Source organism: Mycolicibacter sp. MU0102 (genome assembly GCF_963378105.1).
In the GTDB taxonomy this organism is placed as follows: domain Bacteria; phylum Actinomycetota; class Actinomycetes; order Mycobacteriales; family Mycobacteriaceae; genus Mycobacterium; species Mycobacterium holstebronense.
In genome coordinates, this window is the sequence record NZ_OY726398.1 from 3584442 (window position 1) to 3602013 (window position 17572).

At 68.7% G+C, this 17572-nt stretch carries 16 protein-coding genes; 4 read left to right on the top strand and 12 right to left on the bottom strand.

Annotated features, from left to right (window positions below; translation table 11 throughout):
• Positions 1 to 15: 15 nt before the first annotated feature.
• Positions 16 to 396, bottom strand: a complete 381-nt coding sequence (locus tag RCP37_RS16900; RefSeq protein WP_308484164.1) for a carboxymuconolactone decarboxylase family protein — start codon at positions 394 to 396, stop codon at positions 16 to 18.
• Between the two features lie 86 nt (positions 397 to 482).
• Between RCP37_RS16900 and RCP37_RS16905 the strand changes: the two genes are divergently transcribed.
• Positions 483 to 1490 carry a PE-PPE domain-containing protein gene (locus tag RCP37_RS16905; RefSeq protein ID WP_308484165.1) on the top strand — a complete coding sequence of 336 codons (1008 nt, stop codon included), beginning with the start codon at positions 483 to 485 and terminating at the stop codon, positions 1488 to 1490.
• Between the two features lie 39 nt (positions 1491 to 1529).
• Here RCP37_RS16905 and RCP37_RS16910 read toward each other — a convergent pair whose 3' ends face one another.
• The 3 genes from RCP37_RS16910 to RCP37_RS16920 all read right to left on the bottom strand — a co-directional run bounded on the left by RCP37_RS16910 (position 1530) and on the right by RCP37_RS16920 (position 3241).
• Positions 1530 to 1808 carry a hypothetical protein gene (locus tag RCP37_RS16910; RefSeq protein WP_308484166.1) on the bottom strand — a complete coding sequence of 93 codons (279 nt, stop codon included), beginning with the start codon at positions 1806 to 1808 and terminating at the stop codon, positions 1530 to 1532.
• A 12-nt stretch (positions 1809 to 1820) separates the two neighbouring features.
• Positions 1821 to 2120, bottom strand: coding sequence for a GlsB/YeaQ/YmgE family stress response membrane protein (locus RCP37_RS16915; protein WP_308484167.1), 300 nt, complete (start codon positions 2118 to 2120; stop codon positions 1821 to 1823).
• A gap of 155 nt (positions 2121 to 2275) precedes the next feature.
• Entirely contained in the window at positions 2276 to 3241 is a 966-nt protein-coding gene (locus RCP37_RS16920) for an oxygenase MpaB family protein (protein ID WP_308484168.1), read from the bottom strand.
• A 152-nt stretch (positions 3242 to 3393) separates the two neighbouring features.
• Here RCP37_RS16920 and RCP37_RS16925 point away from each other — a divergent pair, with 152 nt between their 5' ends.
• Positions 3394 to 3963, top strand: coding sequence for a TetR/AcrR family transcriptional regulator (locus RCP37_RS16925; protein ID WP_308487128.1), 570 nt, complete (start codon positions 3394 to 3396; stop codon positions 3961 to 3963).
• Here the strand turns inward: RCP37_RS16925 and RCP37_RS16930 are convergent.
• The 3 genes from RCP37_RS16930 to groES all read right to left on the bottom strand — a co-directional run bounded on the left by RCP37_RS16930 (position 3960) and on the right by groES (position 7282).
• Positions 3960 to 5060, bottom strand: coding sequence for a ferritin-like domain-containing protein (locus tag RCP37_RS16930; protein WP_308484169.1), 1101 nt, complete (start codon positions 5058 to 5060; stop codon positions 3960 to 3962). The two genes, RCP37_RS16925 and RCP37_RS16930, sit on opposite strands and share 4 nt — an antisense overlap.
• 205 nt (positions 5061 to 5265) lie before the next feature.
• The gene (groL, locus tag RCP37_RS16935) at positions 5266 to 6888 is read right to left on the bottom strand and encodes a chaperonin GroEL (protein WP_308484170.1); all 1623 of its coding nucleotides are present in this window, start codon (positions 6886 to 6888) and stop codon (positions 5266 to 5268) included.
• Between the two features lie 91 nt (positions 6889 to 6979).
• Entirely contained in the window at positions 6980 to 7282 is a 303-nt protein-coding gene (gene groES / locus RCP37_RS16940; protein ID WP_046286723.1) for a co-chaperone GroES, read from the bottom strand.
• Positions 7283 to 7794: 512 nt separating this feature from the next.
• Here groES and RCP37_RS16945 point away from each other — a divergent pair.
• Complete coding sequence (locus RCP37_RS16945) at positions 7795 to 11673, top strand: PGRS repeat-containing protein (RefSeq protein WP_308484171.1); 3879 nt, start codon at positions 7795 to 7797, stop codon at positions 11671 to 11673.
• A 21-nt stretch (positions 11674 to 11694) separates the two neighbouring features.
• Here RCP37_RS16945 and tsaD read toward each other — a convergent pair whose 3' ends face one another.
• From tsaD to alr, 5 genes are read right to left on the bottom strand one after another with little or no spacing between them, the layout of a single operon-like run.
• Positions 11695 to 12720: a tRNA (adenosine(37)-N6)-threonylcarbamoyltransferase complex transferase subunit TsaD gene (tsaD, locus tag RCP37_RS16950; RefSeq protein WP_308484172.1), complete on the bottom strand. Its 1026-nt coding sequence runs from the start codon at positions 12718 to 12720 to the stop codon at positions 11695 to 11697.
• Positions 12717 to 13802, bottom strand: coding sequence for a tRNA (adenosine(37)-N6)-threonylcarbamoyltransferase complex dimerization subunit type 1 TsaB (gene tsaB / locus RCP37_RS16955; protein ID WP_308484173.1), 1086 nt, complete (start codon positions 13800 to 13802; stop codon positions 12717 to 12719). Before tsaB ends, tsaD begins: the two co-directional genes overlap by 4 nt.
• Positions 13799 to 14260 (bottom strand): tRNA (adenosine(37)-N6)-threonylcarbamoyltransferase complex ATPase subunit type 1 TsaE, encoded by a 462-nt coding sequence (gene tsaE / locus RCP37_RS16960; protein ID WP_308484174.1) that lies wholly within the window; start codon positions 14258 to 14260, stop codon positions 13799 to 13801. Before tsaE ends, tsaB begins: the two co-directional genes overlap by 4 nt.
• Positions 14253 to 15359 carry an alpha/beta fold hydrolase gene (locus RCP37_RS16965; protein WP_308484175.1) on the bottom strand — a complete coding sequence of 369 codons (1107 nt, stop codon included), beginning with the start codon at positions 15357 to 15359 and terminating at the stop codon, positions 14253 to 14255. Before RCP37_RS16965 ends, tsaE begins: the two co-directional genes overlap by 8 nt.
• Positions 15349 to 16503 carry an alanine racemase gene (gene alr, locus RCP37_RS16970; protein WP_308484176.1) on the bottom strand — a complete coding sequence of 385 codons (1155 nt, stop codon included), beginning with the start codon at positions 16501 to 16503 and terminating at the stop codon, positions 15349 to 15351. The genes RCP37_RS16965 and alr overlap by 11 nt, the downstream gene beginning before the upstream one ends.
• A 162-nt stretch (positions 16504 to 16665) precedes the next feature.
• On the opposite strand from alr, the gene RCP37_RS16975 reads away from it, so the two are divergent.
• On the top strand, positions 16666 to 17538 hold the full coding sequence (locus tag RCP37_RS16975; protein ID WP_308484177.1) for a putative endonuclease domain-containing protein: 873 nt from the start codon (positions 16666 to 16668) through the stop codon (positions 17536 to 17538).
• The last annotated feature ends 34 nt before the right edge of the window (positions 17539 to 17572 follow it).

The window sequence follows — 17572 nt, forward strand, 5'->3', positions numbered from 1 at the left end:
GGCCGATGAAGCCGATCACTGCTGCTGCTCGTACTCGGCGAACGCCTCACGGGCGATCCGGAAGCTGTCCACTGCGGCCGGGACGCCCGCGTAGATCGCCACCTGCATGAAGACCTCGCGGATCTCCTCACGTGTGACGCCGTTGGTGAGCGCGCCCTTGACGTGGGTGCGCAGCTCGTTGGGCCGGTTGAGCACCGCGATCATGGCCAGGTTGAGCATGCTGCGGGTCTTGCGCGACAGGCCCTCGCGCCCCCATACCGCCCCCCAGCAATACTCGGTGACCAGGTCCTGGAACGGTTTCGAGAAGTCGTCTCCGGGGTCGGCGGTGGCGACATAGGCGTTGCCCAGCACGGCGGCACGGATCTCGCGGCCGCGGTCGTAGGTCTGTTGATCCATGATTTCCCCTTCTCGCGGCCCATGAGAACTTTAGACTTCAAAAACGAGAATGTGATATTCATATGCCATACACAGCGGGGGTTCTGATGGCTCAGGTGAGACTGCGCAAGGGCAAAGGTGCTAGCACTGTCGGTCGCCTGGCCACGGTCAGCATGGTTCTCGCTGCATCCGGCGCAGCGATCGTCCAACCGGCCGGGATCCTGCTCGCCGAGGCGGCCCTGCTGGCCACCACCGGGCCGCTGGCGGGCAGCCAGACCGCACTGATCCTCGGCGGAACCGGCCAACCAACGCCATCGCCGGAGTACGCACGCTCGGCAGAAGAGCTGTACCTCAACGCGCTGGGCTTCAACGGCGGCTCGATCGGCTCGATGGTCTGCCACATGGACGGCACCGACCCGTGCAGTGCCCCGCTGCAGGTGCTGACGACACCCGAGCTGTTCCAGCAGAGCAGCCTTGCCGACGCAACGGCGCTCGTCCTGGCCGTGGAGAAAGAGTTCGACGCAAACCCAGGCGCATACGACGCCGACCACCCGCTGACCATCTTCGGCTACTCGCAGAGCGCCACCGCCGGGTCGATGGCCATGGCCCAACTCGCGGCGTACGGAATCCCCAGCGATGCACTACATTTCGTATTCATCGGAAATCCCTCCAACCCGGACGGCGTCTGGCAACACCTGGAAGCTGCCATGGACGCGACACTGGGCACCAAGTTCACCGATGCCTTCCTCAGCTTCACCGGTATGGATGACAGCATCGGCAGCTCTACGCCGAATGACCTGTACCCCACCACCATTTACAGCCTGCCCACCGACCCGGTGGCCAACTTCGTGGACTCCTACGCCGAAAACGGCCTGTGGGGCGCGCTACTGAACATCTTCGGCCCGCACGTGGAGTACTTGGGTCTGACCCCCGAGCAGATCGCCGACGCCACCACCGTGACCGACGGCCTGTTGACCTACGTCAACATCAACGATGACGACATCAACGGCTTCGACGCCTGGCTCAACGCGCTGTTGTTCAACGGGGTCGCCAACAGCGATCCGCTGCAGAGTCTGTGGGACTCGCTGATGCTGCTGTTCACCAACTCGTACTGAGCTCAGCCGGCCTTATCCGGCTCGAACAGCGCTGCACCCTCAGCCGTGCGGAGCTTCGGATATCTTGCTGTCCGGCTGTCCCAGCGTCTTGCAGTAGGTCGACACCGACAGGCGAGTCGCCGAGATCTCCAGATTCGATGGGTCGGCGCCGCTCTTGTCTTTGAGCATCTTGGTGATCTCGTCGTCCTGCTTCTTCTCGTCCTGGTCGACGAAGTCCTTGCACTTCGTGTCGCCGCCGGTATTGATCACCTGCGAGGCCGAGCACCCGCTGGAAAGCAGCACCCCCAGCGCAAAGGCGGCAAACGCAACGCTTTTCATCTTCATCACTCCTTACGCCTCACGCCCGAAGAGGCGCAGCAACCAAAGAAGGATGACCGCACCCAGAATTGCGGTGAACAAGGTGAACCACCAGCCGCCGCTCGCGGTATCGACGACGAAACTAAGCAGGAATCCGCCGATCAACGCTCCGACGACACCCACGACTACGTCGGCAAGCAGGCCGAATTTGGTCTTCATGGCCATGCCCGCGATCCAGCCGGCAATAGCGCCGATCACGATGTAGCCGATCCACCCCACACTGGTCAACGTTGTGGAACGGGCCAGGAATTCGGTGGCCGCCACTGCGTTCATGGTGATCTCCTTCTCGACACCCTTAGCGGCGCCCGGTCAGCGCCGCGGTGGGTTCATACCCGTTCTACGCGGCGGCTAATCACCCATCGCTCACTGTTCACCGCTGGGCCGAAAAATGAATTGATAACCGATGCAATGGATTCGCTGGCCCTGAGCTATCCCGAGCCCTTCGGCAGCTGGTAGGCAAACGATTTCTCCTGGCGCTGCTTCATCTTCTCCAGGCACTGATGGTGCTTGCGGGCGTGGTATGCCAGCGGGAAGTAGGTGAGCCGGTCGGGCAGCACGCGGTAGGCGATCCGAATGGCGGTATAGATGCGGGTGAGCTGACGTTCCTCGTCGGCACTCCAGGTGACGCCGAGCTTCTCGCGAAGACGCGGGTCCAGCAGTCCGACCACCGACAGATAGTTGAACCGAAGGGCCGGTCGCAGCGCGGCCTGCACCAGCGGCGCCAACAGTTTGGGCACCGTGGGCGGCAGCTCGGCCTTTCCGGACTGTAGGTCGGCGATCAACTGCAGCGCCTGCGGCGTGCCGCGCAGAGTGTCGATCATCCGCTCGAAGTAGTCGGCCATCTCCTGCTGCGACTCCGGATAACCACGCATCGGTACGTGCAGCAGCCGAGCCAGCCGGCGGTTGTCGCGCAGCAGTTCTTCCTTTTCGGCGCCGGTGAATTCGCGGCCGATCATCAGTCGCCCCGCCTGCGCGTTGATGATGTAGCCGGTGGCGATCACCCACTGATAGGACTCCGGGTGCAGCGCGCTGATCTGCTTGCCGGTTTCGGCGCTTTTCATGGTGATCGGCTTGTGCAGCGCGCGAACACGATCACCTTCGGCCTTGGCCTCGGTTCCGCCGTAGGTCCAGCGCAGCACCGAGTCGACCGACCGGATCGCCCGACCGCCCGGGTCGCCGTGGAAGGCCGCGGAGTAGCGGCCGGTGACCTCGGCAATGACCGGATGCATGGCCTGCATCATGAACGCCGCGCCCTCCAGGATGAGGAACGTCCATCGTCCGGTGTGCTCGGCGGTCAGCGATTCCGGCGGAATGAGCTCGATCTGCTCGAGGTCTTCGATCTCCTCGAAATCCTGGGCGGGCTGGTGAGCCTCGAGATCGGGTGTAGAAGTCATCGGCTTCCCCTGTCGTCCCTTGCCATCTGATGCTGGCGCCGACGCTAATGTGCACGTACGGTCGCATACAAGTCGCGTTAGGAGCTCAGGTGAACGTACATAGCCCCAGTTCACGGCGTCGTAAGTCACCGAAGCAGGCGCGTTCCCGTGAGATGGTCGCAAAAATAGTGACGTCGACGGCGTGGCTACTGCATCGGCATCCGCCCGAGCAGATCACCACCAATCTGATCGCCGAGAAGGCGGACATCAGCAAGGGATCGATCTATCAGTACTTCGCGAACAAGGAGCAGATCATCGACGCCGCGGTGGAGCGACTGGCCGCCGAACAGGCGCCCGCGATCGAGGACATGCTGCGGGCGATCACGTTGGACCGGCCGGCCTCAGCGATGGAGGCATCGATCGACATCCTTATCGACTACACGATCGCCAACCGTCGGCTGATCCGCTACCTCACTCAACGGCCCGATCATCTGCGCGCCTTCGAAAACGTCTCGGGGCTCAACGCCACCTTGTTGGCGATGACCACACTGCACATGAGTCACTACCGCAGCCAATACCGCGACGAATTGAGCCCGAGCGCTCTGGCCTGGTTGTTCTTCAACATGGCCGTGGCAACCACCATGCGCTACATCGAGTCCGACGACCCCATTTCGCTGGACGAACTACGCGCCGGCCTGAAATTTGCCTCCGCCGGATTGCTGGCGCCCAGCCCGTTGGGTTAGCTCGCGCCCGCGGCGATCACCTCGTCGACTTCGACGGCGCGCTCGGCCATCTCGGCATGCGCCCTGTCCAGGGATTCGGCCTGATCCTCATCGGCTTTCATCAGCGCGTCGATGTTGAATTCGGCCATGTCGAGCACGCCCATGTCCCGGAATGCCCTCTGCACCTTGGGTCCCCACAGTCCGATGTCCTTGACGATCGGCACGATGCGGCTGAACAGATGTGAGCGGAACTGGGACATCAACGGCGACGCGTCGACCCACTGTGCACATTCGGTGACGTTCAGGCCGAGGGTCTCAAAGACCTCTTCGCCCCGGAACCGGTCGCGCATCAGGTAGCAGGCGTCCACGACGAACTCTTCGCGCTCGTCGCGCTCCTTCTCGGTGAGCGCAGAGTAGTAGTCCTTCAACGAGATTCGGCCGAACGCGACGTGCCTTGCCTCATCCTGCATGACGTAGGCCAATATCTGCTTGGCCAGCGAACCCTCCGCCGACACGTCACGCAGCACGCCGAACGCGGCAAGCGCAAGCCCCTCGATGAGGACTTGCATGCCCAGATAGGGCATGTCCCAACGAGAATCACGCAGGGTATCGCCCAGCAGTGCAGTCAAGTGCTGGTTTACCGGGTAGACCATCTCGGCCTTGTCCTGCAAGAACCGTGAGAACGCCTCGACGTGCCGGGCCTCGTCCATGGTTTGGGTGGCCGCGTAGAACTTCGCATCCAAGTCCGGAACGACCTCGACGATCTTGGCCGCACACACCATCGCACCCTGCTCGCCGTGCAGAAACTGCGAGAACTGCCAAGACTGATGGTGCTGACGCATCTCGGCGCGACGCTTGTCGTCTGCGGCATCCCACATGGGGCTGCCGAACAGGGGATGGAAGTCGTCAGGCAACCCGAGCGGATTCATCGGGTCGACATCTTGATCCCAATCAATGCGCGACTGGGCATCCCACTGCTTGTCCTTGCCCTTTTGGTACAACGACAGCAGCCGTGAGCGCCCCTCGTCGTATTCCCACGTGAAGCACGCGTCGCCGGCGCTGGCGACCTCCCACGAATAGGTCGCGGGAACCGTCGTGTACTTGTCCCTCGTGGTCATGAGCTGCCGCCTTTTACCGGGTGTGGCCAGTGGTCTATGCCACACTGCGCCGCGGGCGGCGGCGCGTCAAGCATGGCGGGGCGGCTAGCTCAGACGTGGTTGTATGCAAACGCCCGTGTGCCTGCCCCCTGCGTTGCAACGGTCCTGCATCGGACACGAAAACACCCCCGGCCCAAATCGTGGACCGGGGGTGCTTGCGAACTACCTAGTGGGCGTGCCCGTGATGCCCGTGGCCGGCGTGCGCGTCGACCTCGACGGGCTTGTCGACCACAGCGGTCTCGGTGGTCAGCACCATCCGCGCGACCGACGCGGCGTTGAGCACCGCCGAGCGGGTCACCTTGACCGGGTCGATGACCCCGTCGGCAGCCAGGTCGCCATAGGACAGCGTGGCGGCGTTGAAGCCCTGCCCGGCCGGCAACTCGGCCACCTTGCTGGTCACCACGGCACCGTCCACGCCGGCGTTGGTGGCGATCCAGTACAGCGGCGCGCTCAGCGCAGCGGCGAACACCTGCACGCCCTGCTTCTCGTCGCCGGTCAGCGAGGACGCCAGCTCCGACAACGCCGCGCGGGCCTGCACCAGCGCCGCGCCGCCACCGGTGACGATGCCCTCCTCCACCGCAGCCTTGGCCGCCGCGACCGCGTCTTCGACGCGGTGCTTGCGCTCCTTGAGTGCGGTCTCGGTGGCTGCGCCGACCTTGATCACGGCCACGCCGCCGGCCAGCTTGGCCAGCCGCTCTTCGAGCTTTTCGCGGTCCCAGTCGGAGTCGGTCGCCTCGATCTCGGCGCGCAGCTGCTTGACCCGTCCCGCGATGGCCTCGGCAGTCCCGGCACCGTCGACGATCACGGTGTCGTCCTTGCTGACCACCACCCGGCGAGCCGTGCCCAGCACGTCCAGACCGGCCTCCCGCAGCGTCAGGCCCACGTCGGGGTTGACCACCTGGGCGCCGGTGACGATCGCGAGGTCCTCCAGGAACGCCTTGCGGCGGTCACCGAAGTAGGGCGCCTTGACCGCAACGGCCTTGAGCGTCTTGCGGATTGCGTTGACCACCAGGGTCGACAGCGGCTCGCCCTCGACGTCCTCGGCGATGATCAGCAGCGGCTTGTTCGCCTCGACGACCTTCTCCAGCAGCGGCAGCAGGTCCGGCAGCGAGCTGATCTTGTCGCGGTGCAGCAGGATCAGTGCGTCTTCGAGGACGGCTTCCTGCGAGTCGAAGTCGGTGACGAAGTACGCCGACAGGAAACCCTTGTCGAAGCCGACACCGTCGGTGATCTCCAGCTCGGTCGAGAGCGTCGAGGACTCCTCCACACTGACCACGCCGTCGGTGCCGACCTTGGTCATCGCCTCGCCGACCAGCTCACCGATCTCCTCGTCGCGCGAGGATACGTTGGCCACCTGGGCGATCGACTCCTTGCCGGAGACCGGGATGGCCGCGGCCAGCAGCGCTTCGGACACCGCGTCGGCGGCCTTGGCGATGCCGGCGCCCAGCGCGATCGGGTTGGCGCCGGCCGCAACGTTGCGCAGCCCTCCGGAGATGATGGCCTGGGCCAGCACGGTGGCGGTGGTGGTGCCGTCGCCGGCCACGTCGTTGGTCTTGGTGGCCACCGACTTCACCAGCTGCGCGCCGAGGTTCTCGAACGGGTCTTCCAGGTCCACGTCCCGAGCCACGGTGACGCCGTCCATGGTCACCGTCGGGCCGCCGAAGGACTTGGCCAGCACCACCGTGCGACCGCGCGGGCCGAGTGTCACCCGGACTGCGTTGGCGAGCTTGTTCACGCCGGCTTCCAACGCCCGGCGCGCGGCCTCGTTGAACTCAATCTGCTTGCTCATAGCTGTTTAAGCCCTTTTCTCTACGCGTGCCGCCCCGGACATCACCCGTATTACGGGGATCTCCGGGGCGGGCACGGTGGTTGCTTTGTGGCTACTTGCCGACGATGGCCAGCACGTCGCGCGCGGACAGGATCAGGTACTCCTGGCCGCCGTACTTGATCTCGGTGCCGCCGTACTTGCTGTACACGACAACGTCACCCTCAGCGACGTCCAGCGGAATCCGCTTGCTGCCGCTCTCGTCCCACCGGCCGGGGCCGACGGCGACGACAGTGCCTTCCTGCGGCTTCTCCTTGGCAGTGTCCGGAATGACCAGACCGGAAGCGGTCGTGGTCTCGGCCTCGTTGGCCTGAACGAGGATCTTGTCCTCGAGTGGCTTGATGTTCACGCTCGCCACGATTGGAGCCCTCCACATTGTCTGGATGCGACCCGGCCGATGCCGAGCCCATCGGAACGTACTTACTTAAGGTGTTCGGCATTCGTACGAGCCCTCGCATCGTCGTCGCGGGTGCCGAGCGAGAGTCCGACCGACTGCCACCTAGCACTCTATACATGAGAGTGCTAGCACTCAAGGGCACCCCGGTGCCGAGGAGTTCCCCCAGGTTGCGTCCGGCAACGGAGCCGATCGCGGCGCCGCCATGGCCGGTACCGACACCCCACAACGACGTCGTTCACCGCGCCCACCCCGACTCGCGCCGGACTCAAATTAAAGCCGTAAAGAAATCCGCGCAGATATTTCTTGACGACATATCCGGTCGTATACTCAATCGTAATTCTTGGATAAGAATTCTCTTAGCACTACCTGATACATCCCTTTGGTCGGGGAGGTTGGCGATGACTGTTCAACGCCGCCAAACGCGCACTCGGTGGCCGCGTGTCGCGCAGGGGCATCGTCGTCGACTGGCCAGTTTGGGTACATCAGTTGGGGCGTTCTTGGCGTTGGGTATGGCTCCGCTGGCGGCCGCGCCGCCGGCGCACGCCGACGAGTTCGATCTGATCATCGACCAACTCATCAATTCCTTTGCGGCCCTGTTTGATCCGGCCGCGACGCCGGATACCGGCGCGGAATCGGATGATCCGTGGGCGGCGTTGGTGTTGCCGGCGGTGTCCTCGGGCGATCCAATTCAGGTGTGGTTCGACGAGCTGTTCTACCAGCCCCTGCACGCCCTGGAGCAGGACTGGATTACCAACCCGCTCGGGCTCCAGATCGACAACGAGATCAATGCCCTCACGGGCATGTTCTTGATCGGCAACGGCGCTGACGGTACCGCCGCCGACCCCAACGGTGGGAATGGCGGGCTGTGGTTCGGCGATGGTGGGGCCGGCTACAACCAGACCGAGGCGGGGCTGGTCGGTGGCAACGGCGGAAACGCCCTTGGGTTCGGCGATGGCGGCCACGGCGGCTACGGCGGAGCGGGGGCCGATGGCGGGGCGGGCGGCAACGCCGGCACCGTCGGCGACGGCGGCGCGGGCGGTAGCGGCGGCGCCGGCCTGGCCGGCATCGACGGGATCACCGGCGCCGGCGGCAACGGCACCAATGGCCTGGCGGGCGGCAACGGCGGTAACGGTGGGGCCGGTGGGCTGGGTGGATCCATCGAGGGCCTGGGCGGTGCCGGCGGGCACGGCGGCGCTGGTGGATCCGGCGGCGACGGCAGCGACGGACTGAGCGGCGTCAACGGGGTTTTCAGTCTGGGCGGCAACACCAGCGTCAACGGCGGCGACGGCCGCAACGGCGGGGACGGCGGGACCGGCGGAGCGGGCGGCGCCGGAGGAGCCGGCGGCGGCGTCAAGAGCGCCTTGGGCATGGCCGGTCGCAACGGCGACGGCGGGGCCGGCGGGGCCGGCGGCGATGCGGGCAAACCCGGCAACGGCGGCAACGGTGCCAGCGGCGGAATCATCGGCAACGGCGGCAACGGCGGTAACCCCGGCAACGCCGGTGCCGGCGGAGCCGGCGGCGCGGCCGGCACCGGTGGCCGATCGGGCAGCGGCCAGATCGGCGGGACCGGCGTGGCGGGTGTCGCGGTCACCCACGGCGGAAACGGCGGAAACGGCGGCAATGCCACGGTCGACGGCGACGGCGGGGCCGGCGGTAACGGCGGGGCGGTCGGCAATGGCGGCAACGGCGGTAACGGCGCGAACGCCATCAGCATGGCCGGAAACGGCGGTGCCGGCGGCAACGGCGGGGCGACCGGCAACGGCGGCAATGGTGGCCGGGGCGGCAACGGCCTGGCCGGTGTCAACGGCTCAGGCGGAATCGACCCGGGCGCGTCGGGCGGCAACGGCACCGGCGGCGGAACCGGCGGCAACGGCGGCGCCGGCGGCCTGGGTGGCTCGATCTCGGGCCACGGCGGTGCCGGCGGGGTCGGCGGCCAAGGTGGCGCCGGCGGTAACGGCGGCAACGGTGTGGCTGGCGGCGCCGGAGTGTCGGGTAACGACAACGGTGCGGGTCAATCAGGCGGAACCGGCGGAACCGGCGGAACCGGCGGAACCGGCGGAACCGGCGGCGCAGGAGGCGGTGTGGCCGCCGGCGGGTCGGGCAGCGCGGGGCTCAACGGCCGTGGCGGCGCAGGCGGAGCCGGTGGCAATGCCGGCGCAGCCGGCGACGGCGGTAGCGGTGCGGCCGGCGTGGCGAACGTGGCCGGGTCCGGCGGCAAGCTAGGGGCCGGCGGGGACGGCGGCAATGGCGGCAACACCGGCAATACCGGGGCCGGCGGCAGCGGCGGGGCGGCCGGCACCGGTGGCTTATCGGGTAGCGGCCACGTCGGCGAAACCGGCGCCCTCGGGGCCGTGGGCAGTGGCGGCAACGGCGGCGACGGCGGGACCGGTGTCAACGCGACTGCCGCCGGGCAGACCGGCGGCGCCGGTGGGACCGGGGGCAACGGGGGTAACCACGGCAATGGCGGGAACGGCGGGGCCGGTGGAACCGGCGCGAGAGGTGTCGACGGGGTTCTCGGGGGCGTCGTTCAGATCGGGCCCAATTCCTACATCACCATTCCGGATACGCCCAGCAGTAACGGCGGCACCGGCGGGGCGGGCGGAGCCGGCGGCTTGGGCGGCGCGATCTCCGGAACCGGCGGAACCGGCGGAACCGGCGGCGTCGGCGGGGCCGGCGGCAACGGCGCCGCGGGCGTCAACGGCGCCAACGGCGTCTTCACCCTCGATCCCGCGAGCCAAAACGGTGGTGACGGCAGCAACGGTGGCAACGGAGCCCGCGGCGGCGACGGCGGCACCGGCGGAACAGCCGGCGGCGTGGCCGCGGGCGGATCGGGCCATGCGGGTATCAACGGCGACGGTGGGGCCGGGGGTAATGGCGGCAACGCCGGCAAAGCCGGCAATGGAGGTAACGGCGCCGACGGCAACATCGTGTTAGTCAACGGCGGGAATGGCGGCGACGGCGGTAACCCCGGCATTGCCGGGGCCGGCGGGACCGGCGGCGCGGCCGGCGCCACGCCCGGCGCGGGCGGGAACGTCGGGGCAACCGGCGCCAACGGCATCCCGATCACCGGCGCGGCCGGCAACGGCGGCAACGGCGGGGCGGGCTTCACCGCCATCCTCCCGGGCAGCAGCGGGGGCAACGGCGGCAACGGCGGCAACGGCGGGTCGATCGGCAACGGCGGCAACGGCGGGGCCGGCGGCTACGGCGCGGCCGGCAGTGTGGGCCCGCAGGGCAGCGACGGCAACGGCGGCCCCGCCGGCAACGGCACCAACGGCGGTAATGGCGGCAACGGCGGCAACGGCGGCTTGGGTGGCTCGACATCGGGTAACGGCGGGGCCGGCGGGGGCGGCGGTCTCGGCGGGGCCGGTGGTGACGGTGGTCGCGGTGGCAACGGCAAGTCCGCCACCGTTTTTACCGATGCGCAGGCGGGGGGCACCGGCGGCAACGGCGGAATCGGCGGTTATGGCGGTGCCGGCGGTGAAGGCGGCACCGCCCTGGGGTCGGGCAACGGCGGGACCGGCGGTAGCGGCGGCGGCGCAGGGCAGGGCGGCAACGGCGGAATCGGCGGTCACGGCGGCCAGGGCAACGGTTCGTTCCTGACCCCTGACGCGGGCAGGAGCGGTGCCGGCGGCGCCGGCGGCCGCGGTGGCGCCGGCGGCGAGGGCAACGCCGGCGGCACCGGCGGCTCGGCCCTGGGATCGGGTACCGGCGGCGACGGCGGCCTAGCCGGCCCCGGCGGGGCCGGGGGAAAAGGCGGTAACGGCGGTGCCCCCGGGGAGAATCCCGACACCGGGGCTCAAAACGGCGGCGGCAATGGCGGCCCGGGCGGCACCGGCGGCGCCGGCGGCGACGGCGGCGCGGGCGGCTACTCGCAGTCCGGCACCGCCGGCAGCGGCGCCGGCGGCGGCACCGGCGGGGCCGGCGGTAACGCCGGCAACGCCGGACCCGGCCGGCGCTTTCCTGATCTCCCCCTTTCCGGCACCCCCGGCACCGGCGGCCCCGGCGGACAGGCCGGCGCCGGTGGCAGCTCTACCACTGGCACCGGCGGCAACGGCGCCAATGGCGGCGAGGGCGGCAAAGGCGGGAACTCCGGCCTCTGCAACATTCCCGATGTTTACTCCAACCCCCCGGACGGCGGCGCCGGCGGCGCCGGTGGTGGGGGCAGCTCGGGCGGCTTCGGCCTGCCTCGGGGCAGCAACGGCATCAGCGGCGGCCAGGGCGCTACGGGCCTCGACTACAACAACGCATACAACCAGGCGATGTCCATCGCGATGGACCAGGCCGAGAGGGACAACCCGCTGGGGTCCTACAGCTCCTGGCTCAGCGCGGCGCGGGACATGATCTGCCCCTAGCCGGCGGACATCCGCTTGGCGTTACGTCACCTGCGCGCGGATGACCGGCAGGCCCGGGTTGGTGGCCACGTCCAGCGGTGACGGCGGAGCGCCGGCCGCGATCAGGTGCGCCGCGAACGACGCGATCATCGCCCCGTTGTCGGTACACAACCGCGGCGGCGGAATCCGCAGCTTCAAACCTGCCGCCGCGCAGCGTTGTTCGGCGAGCTCTCGCAACCGCGAGTTGGCCGCTACCCCGCCGGCGATCAGCAGCGTGCCGACCCCCAGTTCGGTGGCCGCGCGAACCGCCTTGGCGGTCAGCACGTCGGCGACCGACTCCTGGAAACCGGCCGCCACATCGGCGGGCGAATAGTCCGGGGTCTTCTCGACGTAGCGGGCCACCGCGGTCTTCAAGCCCGAGAAGCTGAACACGTACGGGTCGTCGCGCGGGCCGGTCATCCCGCGCGGGAACACCACCGCACTGCGGTCCCCGGTGCGGGCCAGCTCGTCGAGCACCCGCCCGCCGGGGTAGCCCAGCCCCAGCAGCCGGGCCACCTTGTCGTAGGCCTCCCCTGCGGCGTCATCAACGGTGCTGCCCAGCTCGACGATCGGCTCGCCCAGCGACCGCACGTGCAGCAGGTGGGTGTGGCCGCCGGAGACCAGCAGCGCCACGCATTCGGGCAGCGGACCGAACTCGTAGACGTCGGCGGCCAGGTGCCCGCCCAGGTGGTTGACGGCATAGAACGGCACCCCCCAGGCCGCCGCATAGGCCTTGGCCGCTGCCGCACCCACCAGCAGCGCACCGGCCAGGCCCGGCCCGATGGTGGTCGCCACGGCGTCAGGGCGTCGGATACCCGCCTTGTCCAGCGCCCGGCGCATGGTCGGACCGAGTGCCTCCAGATGGGCCCTCGACGCGATCTCGGGCACCACACCACCGAAGCGGGTGTGCTCCTCCACGCTGGAGGCCACCTCATCGGCCAGCAACGTCAGGGTGCCATCGGCTTCCAGGCGAGTGATGCCGACACCTGTTTCGTCGCAAGAGGATTCGATGGCCAGGACTACTGTCATGAGCTAGCCTCCCGCCGCATCGTGTAGGCATCGGCGCCGTTGCGGTAGTAGCGCTTACGCAGGCCGGTCTCGACGAAGCCGACATCGCGGTACAGCGCGATTGCCGCGGCGTTGTCGGTGCGGACCTCCAGGTACACCACGCCCCCGTCGGCGTACTCCAGCAGGTCGGCAAGCAGTCGCCGCCCGATGCCGCGCCCCTGATGGGCCTTGTCCACCCCGATGGTGTGCACCTCGTACTCGAACGGCGCTGTGCGCCCAAGCCGCGCGATTCCGCCGTAACCCACCACGGCATCGCCGACCCGGGCCCCGACGTAGTGGTGGTCGCGCGCACCGATCGCCCGGCTGAACGCCTCGGCGGGCCACGGGTCGTCGCCGCCGAACAGTTGGGCTTCCAATTCGGCGCAGCGCTCCGCGTCGCTGTCCACCAGTGCGCCCAGCGTCACCGGCACAGCGGCCGTCGATGGCGGTTTGGCGTCCGGGCGGCGCAGGTACAGCGGCACCAGCGACTCCGGAATCTCGTTCCAGTCCCGCACTGCGGCAACCAGTCCCGCAGGGGTCGGGTAGGTGGCATCGAGGGCCGGCAGATCGAACAGCTCGGTGTGCGCGGGCGAGCCGGCCACCGCGACTGCATCGGCGGGATCGACGTCGGCCGGGGCACACACCGCGGGGCCCGCCACCCGGACACCGTCGCGATAGCGCGCCCAGTAGACCTCCCGACGGCGGGCATCGGTGACCACCAGGGTCGGGCCGGATGTGCGCACGCCGATCGCGTCCAGGCTGCACACGCCGTAGACCGGGATTCCCAGGGCGTGGCCGTAGGCGGCCGCGCTGGCCATCCCGACCCGCAGGCCGGTGAACGGTCCCGGCCCGCAACCCACCACGACCGCAGCCAGATCGGCCATGCTCAGTTCGGCGTCGGCCAGGGCGCCCAGCACGTTGGGGGTCAGTCGTTCGGCGTGAGCCCGCGCGTCGGGCGTGACCCGTTCGGCCAATACGGTCGGTCGACCAGCCTCATCGAGGACCACCACGCCTGCGGTGACGGCGGGGGTGGCGGTGTCGATGGTCAGAATCGCTCCGGTCATGGCGTGTGCCACCGCCAGCTCGCGGTGCGCGTCTCGGAGTCGGCCGCGCGGTCCAACCGGATGTCGAGGTGCCGGTCGGAGAGCCGCTCGGCCAGTCCTTCGCCCCACTCCACCACGACGACCGCGTCGTCGAGTTCGGTGTCCAGGTCCAAAGAGTCCAGCTCGGCCAACAGGTCCAGGCCCGACTCGTCGAGCAGCCGGTAGAGGTCGACGTGGATCATCGCCGGGCTGTCGGGCCGGCGGGCCCGATGCTCGCGGGCCAGCACGTACGTCGGTGAGGTGACCGGGCCGTCGACATCCAGTGCCGCCGCGATCCCCTTGGCCAACACGGTTTTTCCGGCGCCCAGCGGTCCGGACAGCACCACCACGTCGCCGGCGCGCAGCTGTTCACCCAGCCGAGCTCCCAGCGCAACAGTGTCCTCGGCGGTGGCCAAGGTCGCCTCCTGCGGATCAGCCACTGCGCCCGGCCTTCCGGCGCAACCGGTGCGTCAGCATGCCACGGCGCGGGGTGGCCCGCTCCACCAGTCGCACCAGCGCCTCGTCGATGACATCGGGTTCCTCCAACTGCACCAGATGCCCGGCCCCGGGCACGATCACCAGCTCACAATCCCACAACGTGGCCGCCGTCGCCCGCGAGTACCCCGGCGGGGTGAGCAGGTCCTGGTCGCCACAGGCGACCAGCGTAGGGATCTTGGCCAGCGTCGGCAGCGCGACACTCTCGTCGTGCACTTCCAGGGCGTGCAGGAAGCCCACCATGGTGGCGACCGGGGTGGAGTGCATCATCTCCTCGGAGTAGGCCACCACACTCGGGCTGATCTGGTCGGTGCCGTAGGAGGCGGCCCGCAGAATCGGTGCGATCACCCCGCGCGCCGCGCCGCGGCCGCGGTGCACCAGCTTCGGCGCGTAGCGCACACTGAACTGCACGGCTTCCAGCGCCGGGTTGCGCAGGATCTGGCCCAGCGGGGAGCGCGAAACACCTTTGGCGGCCGACGATATCAACGCCGCGCCGACGATCCGGTTGCCGTAGCGCTGGGGAAACTGCCGTGCGTGCGCCAGCACCGTCATGCCGCCCATCGAATGCCCGACCAGCACTATCGGACCGCGCGGCACGGCCGCCCGCAGCACCGCCTCCAGATCCTGGCCGAGGCGCGGCACGGTGTAGGTCCCCGGTGGGGCGACAGTGGAATCGCCGTGCCCACGCTGGTCGTAGAAGACCATGCGCACCTGATCGCCCCACTCGGCGGCCAGCCGCGCCCGCTGAAAATGGAAAGAGCCCATCCGCAGGCAGAATCCGTGCGCGAACACCACGGTCAACGGTGCATTGCGCGGACCCACGTCGCGTACCGCCAGTTCGACGCCGTCGTCGGTGACCACCACCGAGCTGTGGTCGTGGTCGAGGATTTCGAAATCCTCGTCGGCGTAAGCGTCTTCGGCGGTGGTGCGTCGGGTCACCGACCGGGCGATGGTGCTTCCGGCGATGGTGCCGACGGCCGCCAGACCGGCCATCCCCGCCAGCCAGCCGCCGGCCCGCCGTGACCCGCGCCGGTTACCCGCCATCGGCGCCCCGATATGTCCGGGCGACCCGCCCGCGTGGACTGTTGACGACCTCGTAGTGAATGGTGCCCAGCACGTCGGCCCAGTCCTGGGCCAGCGGTTCGCCGTCTGCTCCGGACCCGAACACGATGACCTCGTCACCCTCGGTGACGTCGACGGGGCCCGGACCCAGATCGACGACGAACTGGTCCATGCACACTCGCCCGACGCTGCGCCGGCGCCGGCCGTTGATCAACACGTCGAACCGTCCGCTCAGCGGTCGGAACACTCCGTCGGCGTAGCCCATCGGCACCAGTGCCACGGTGGTGTCGACCGGGGCGACCCAGGTGTGCCCGTAGGAGACGGCCTCCCCGGCTTTGATCGGACGGACCAGCACCACAAGAGATTTCAGCGTCATCGCCGGAATCAGACCCATGTCGCCGCGCTCGGGGATCGGACTCAGGCCGTACATGGCTATTCCCGGCCGGACCATGTCGAAGGCCAGGTCGGGGCGGGTCATGGCCCCGGCCGAGTTGGCCAGGTGCGCGACCGGGAACTCCAGGCCCTGCGCGCGCGCCACCCTCATAAGGTCGGAAAACCGTTGGGCCTGAACGTCGTTGACTGGGTTAGCGGTCTCGTCGGCGCAGGCCAGATGCGACATCAGGCCGCGCACCCGGATCGCGTCGTCGGCGACAGCTTTCCGCAGCGCGGTCACCAGTTCCGGGAAGTCAGCGGCACCTACCCCGTTGCGGTTCATGCCGGTGTCGGCCTTGACGGTGACGGTCGCGGTGCGCCCGGTACGCCCCACCGCGTCGAGCAGCTCGTCCAGCTGCGCCACCGAGGAGACCGCGATCTGTACGTCGGCGGCCAGGGCCGGAGCGAAGTCGGTGTGGGGCCCGTGCAGCCACGCCAGCACGGGCGCGGTGATCCCGGCCGCTCGCAACGTGAGGGCCTCGTCGACGGTGGCGACCCCGAGTTCGGCCGCGCCGGCGGCCAGTGCGGCGCGGGCCACCGGGACGGCGCCGTGGCCGTAGCCGTCGGCCTTGACCACAGCCATCACCCCGGCGGCGCCGGCGTGTTCGTCCAGCACCCGCACGTTGTGAGCAATGGCGTCCAGGTCCACCAGCGCTTGCGCGAGCAGACCGGACGTTCGGGATACGGCAGTCATGTCAGCCTCGATTGTCCCAGAAGCTGCCGAACCGGCCCGTCGGATCGCCGAGTGTGCGGTTTGATCGGCTCGGAGGCCGATTTGTGACCGAAAACGCACACTCGACGCCCGCCTGTGGATCGACGTCGTCCCCGAGCCGCCCCGGGGTGCCAGGCTGCGGTCATGCCAGCACCGGTGTGGCCGATTCGGGCCGCAGAAGCGCTGGCCGCCGGCGCCATCACACCTGACCGGCTGCGCCGTGACTATACGAGGCTCTACCCCGGTGTTTGGCTGCCACGCGAGGCAGCTCTCTCGGCGACGCTGCGGGCCCGGGCCGCCTGGCTGTGGTCGCGTCGGCGTGGAGTTCTTGCCGGGCTGTCGGCATCAGCGCTTCTGGGGGCAAAGTGGATCGACGCCGACAGCCCCGCGGCACTCATCTACGGCAATCGGCGAGCACCGCCGCTACTCACCGTGCACACCGAGACGCTGTTAGCCGGCGAGACTCGGACGGTACGCGGGCTGCCGGCGACGACAGCTGCGCGTACGGCATTCGACCTGGGCAGACATCTCAAGCTCACCGAAGGGGTGCAGCGCATCGACGCCTTGATGAATGCCACCGACCTCAAGGCGGTGGAGGTCATGGCGCTGGCTGACGCACACCGGGGTGCGCGGGGGCTACGGCAACTCGACGAGACGTTGCAGCTTGTCGACGGAGGAGCCGACTCACCCTACGAGTCGCTCACCCGACTGCTGCTCGTGCGCGCCGGGTTTCCCCGGCCGCAGACCCAGATCCCGGTGTATGGCGACTACGGGCAACTTGTCGCCGTAATCGACATGGGGTGGAAGGAGCACCTGGTCGGCGTCGACTTCGAAGGCGCCCACCATTGGATCGATCCCAAGCAGCGGGAACGTGACGCCGAGCGTTACAACACCCTTCTCGAACTCGGGTGGATCGACATCAAGCTGACGAGTCGCACGCTGCACATGGCACCCGGGAGGTTCCTGGACCGAGTCGGAGCAGCCCTGATCAGCCGCGGCTGCCAGAAAACCTGGTGATCTCCCGCGCCGAGTGTGCGGTTTGGTCGGTCCT

Bases quoted from the DNA above. Each gene is read 5' to 3' on its own strand.
- RCP37_RS16900 (WP_308484164.1), bottom strand. From the start codon at position 396: ATGGATCAACAGACCTACGACCGCGGCCGCGAGATCCGTGCCGCCGTG.
- RCP37_RS16905 (WP_308484165.1), top strand. From the start codon at position 483: ATGGCTCAGGTGAGACTGCGCAAGGGCAAAGGTGCTAGCACTGTCGGT.
- RCP37_RS16910 (WP_308484166.1), bottom strand. From the start codon at position 1,808: ATGAAAAGCGTTGCGTTTGCCGCCTTTGCGCTGGGGGTGCTGCTTTCC.
- RCP37_RS16915 (WP_308484167.1), bottom strand. From the start codon at position 2,120: ATGAACGCAGTGGCGGCCACCGAATTCCTGGCCCGTTCCACAACGTTG.
- RCP37_RS16920 (WP_308484168.1), bottom strand. From the start codon at position 3,241: ATGACTTCTACACCCGATCTCGAGGCTCACCAGCCCGCCCAGGATTTC.
- RCP37_RS16925 (WP_308487128.1), top strand. From the start codon at position 3,394: ATGGTCGCAAAAATAGTGACGTCGACGGCGTGGCTACTGCATCGGCAT.
- RCP37_RS16930 (WP_308484169.1), bottom strand. From the start codon at position 5,060: ATGACCACGAGGGACAAGTACACGACGGTTCCCGCGACCTATTCGTGG.
- groL (WP_308484170.1), bottom strand. From the start codon at position 6,888: ATGAGCAAGCAGATTGAGTTCAACGAGGCCGCGCGCCGGGCGTTGGAA.
- tsaD (WP_308484172.1), bottom strand. From the start codon at position 12,720: ATGACAGTAGTCCTGGCCATCGAATCCTCTTGCGACGAAACAGGTGTC.
- tsaB (WP_308484173.1), bottom strand. From the start codon at position 13,802: ATGACCGGAGCGATTCTGACCATCGACACCGCCACCCCCGCCGTCACC.
- RCP37_RS16965 (WP_308484175.1), bottom strand. From the start codon at position 15,359: ATGGCGGGTAACCGGCGCGGGTCACGGCGGGCCGGCGGCTGGCTGGCG.
- alr (WP_308484176.1), bottom strand. From the start codon at position 16,503: ATGACTGCCGTATCCCGAACGTCCGGTCTGCTCGCGCAAGCGCTGGTG.
- RCP37_RS16975 (WP_308484177.1), top strand. From the start codon at position 16,666: ATGCCAGCACCGGTGTGGCCGATTCGGGCCGCAGAAGCGCTGGCCGCC.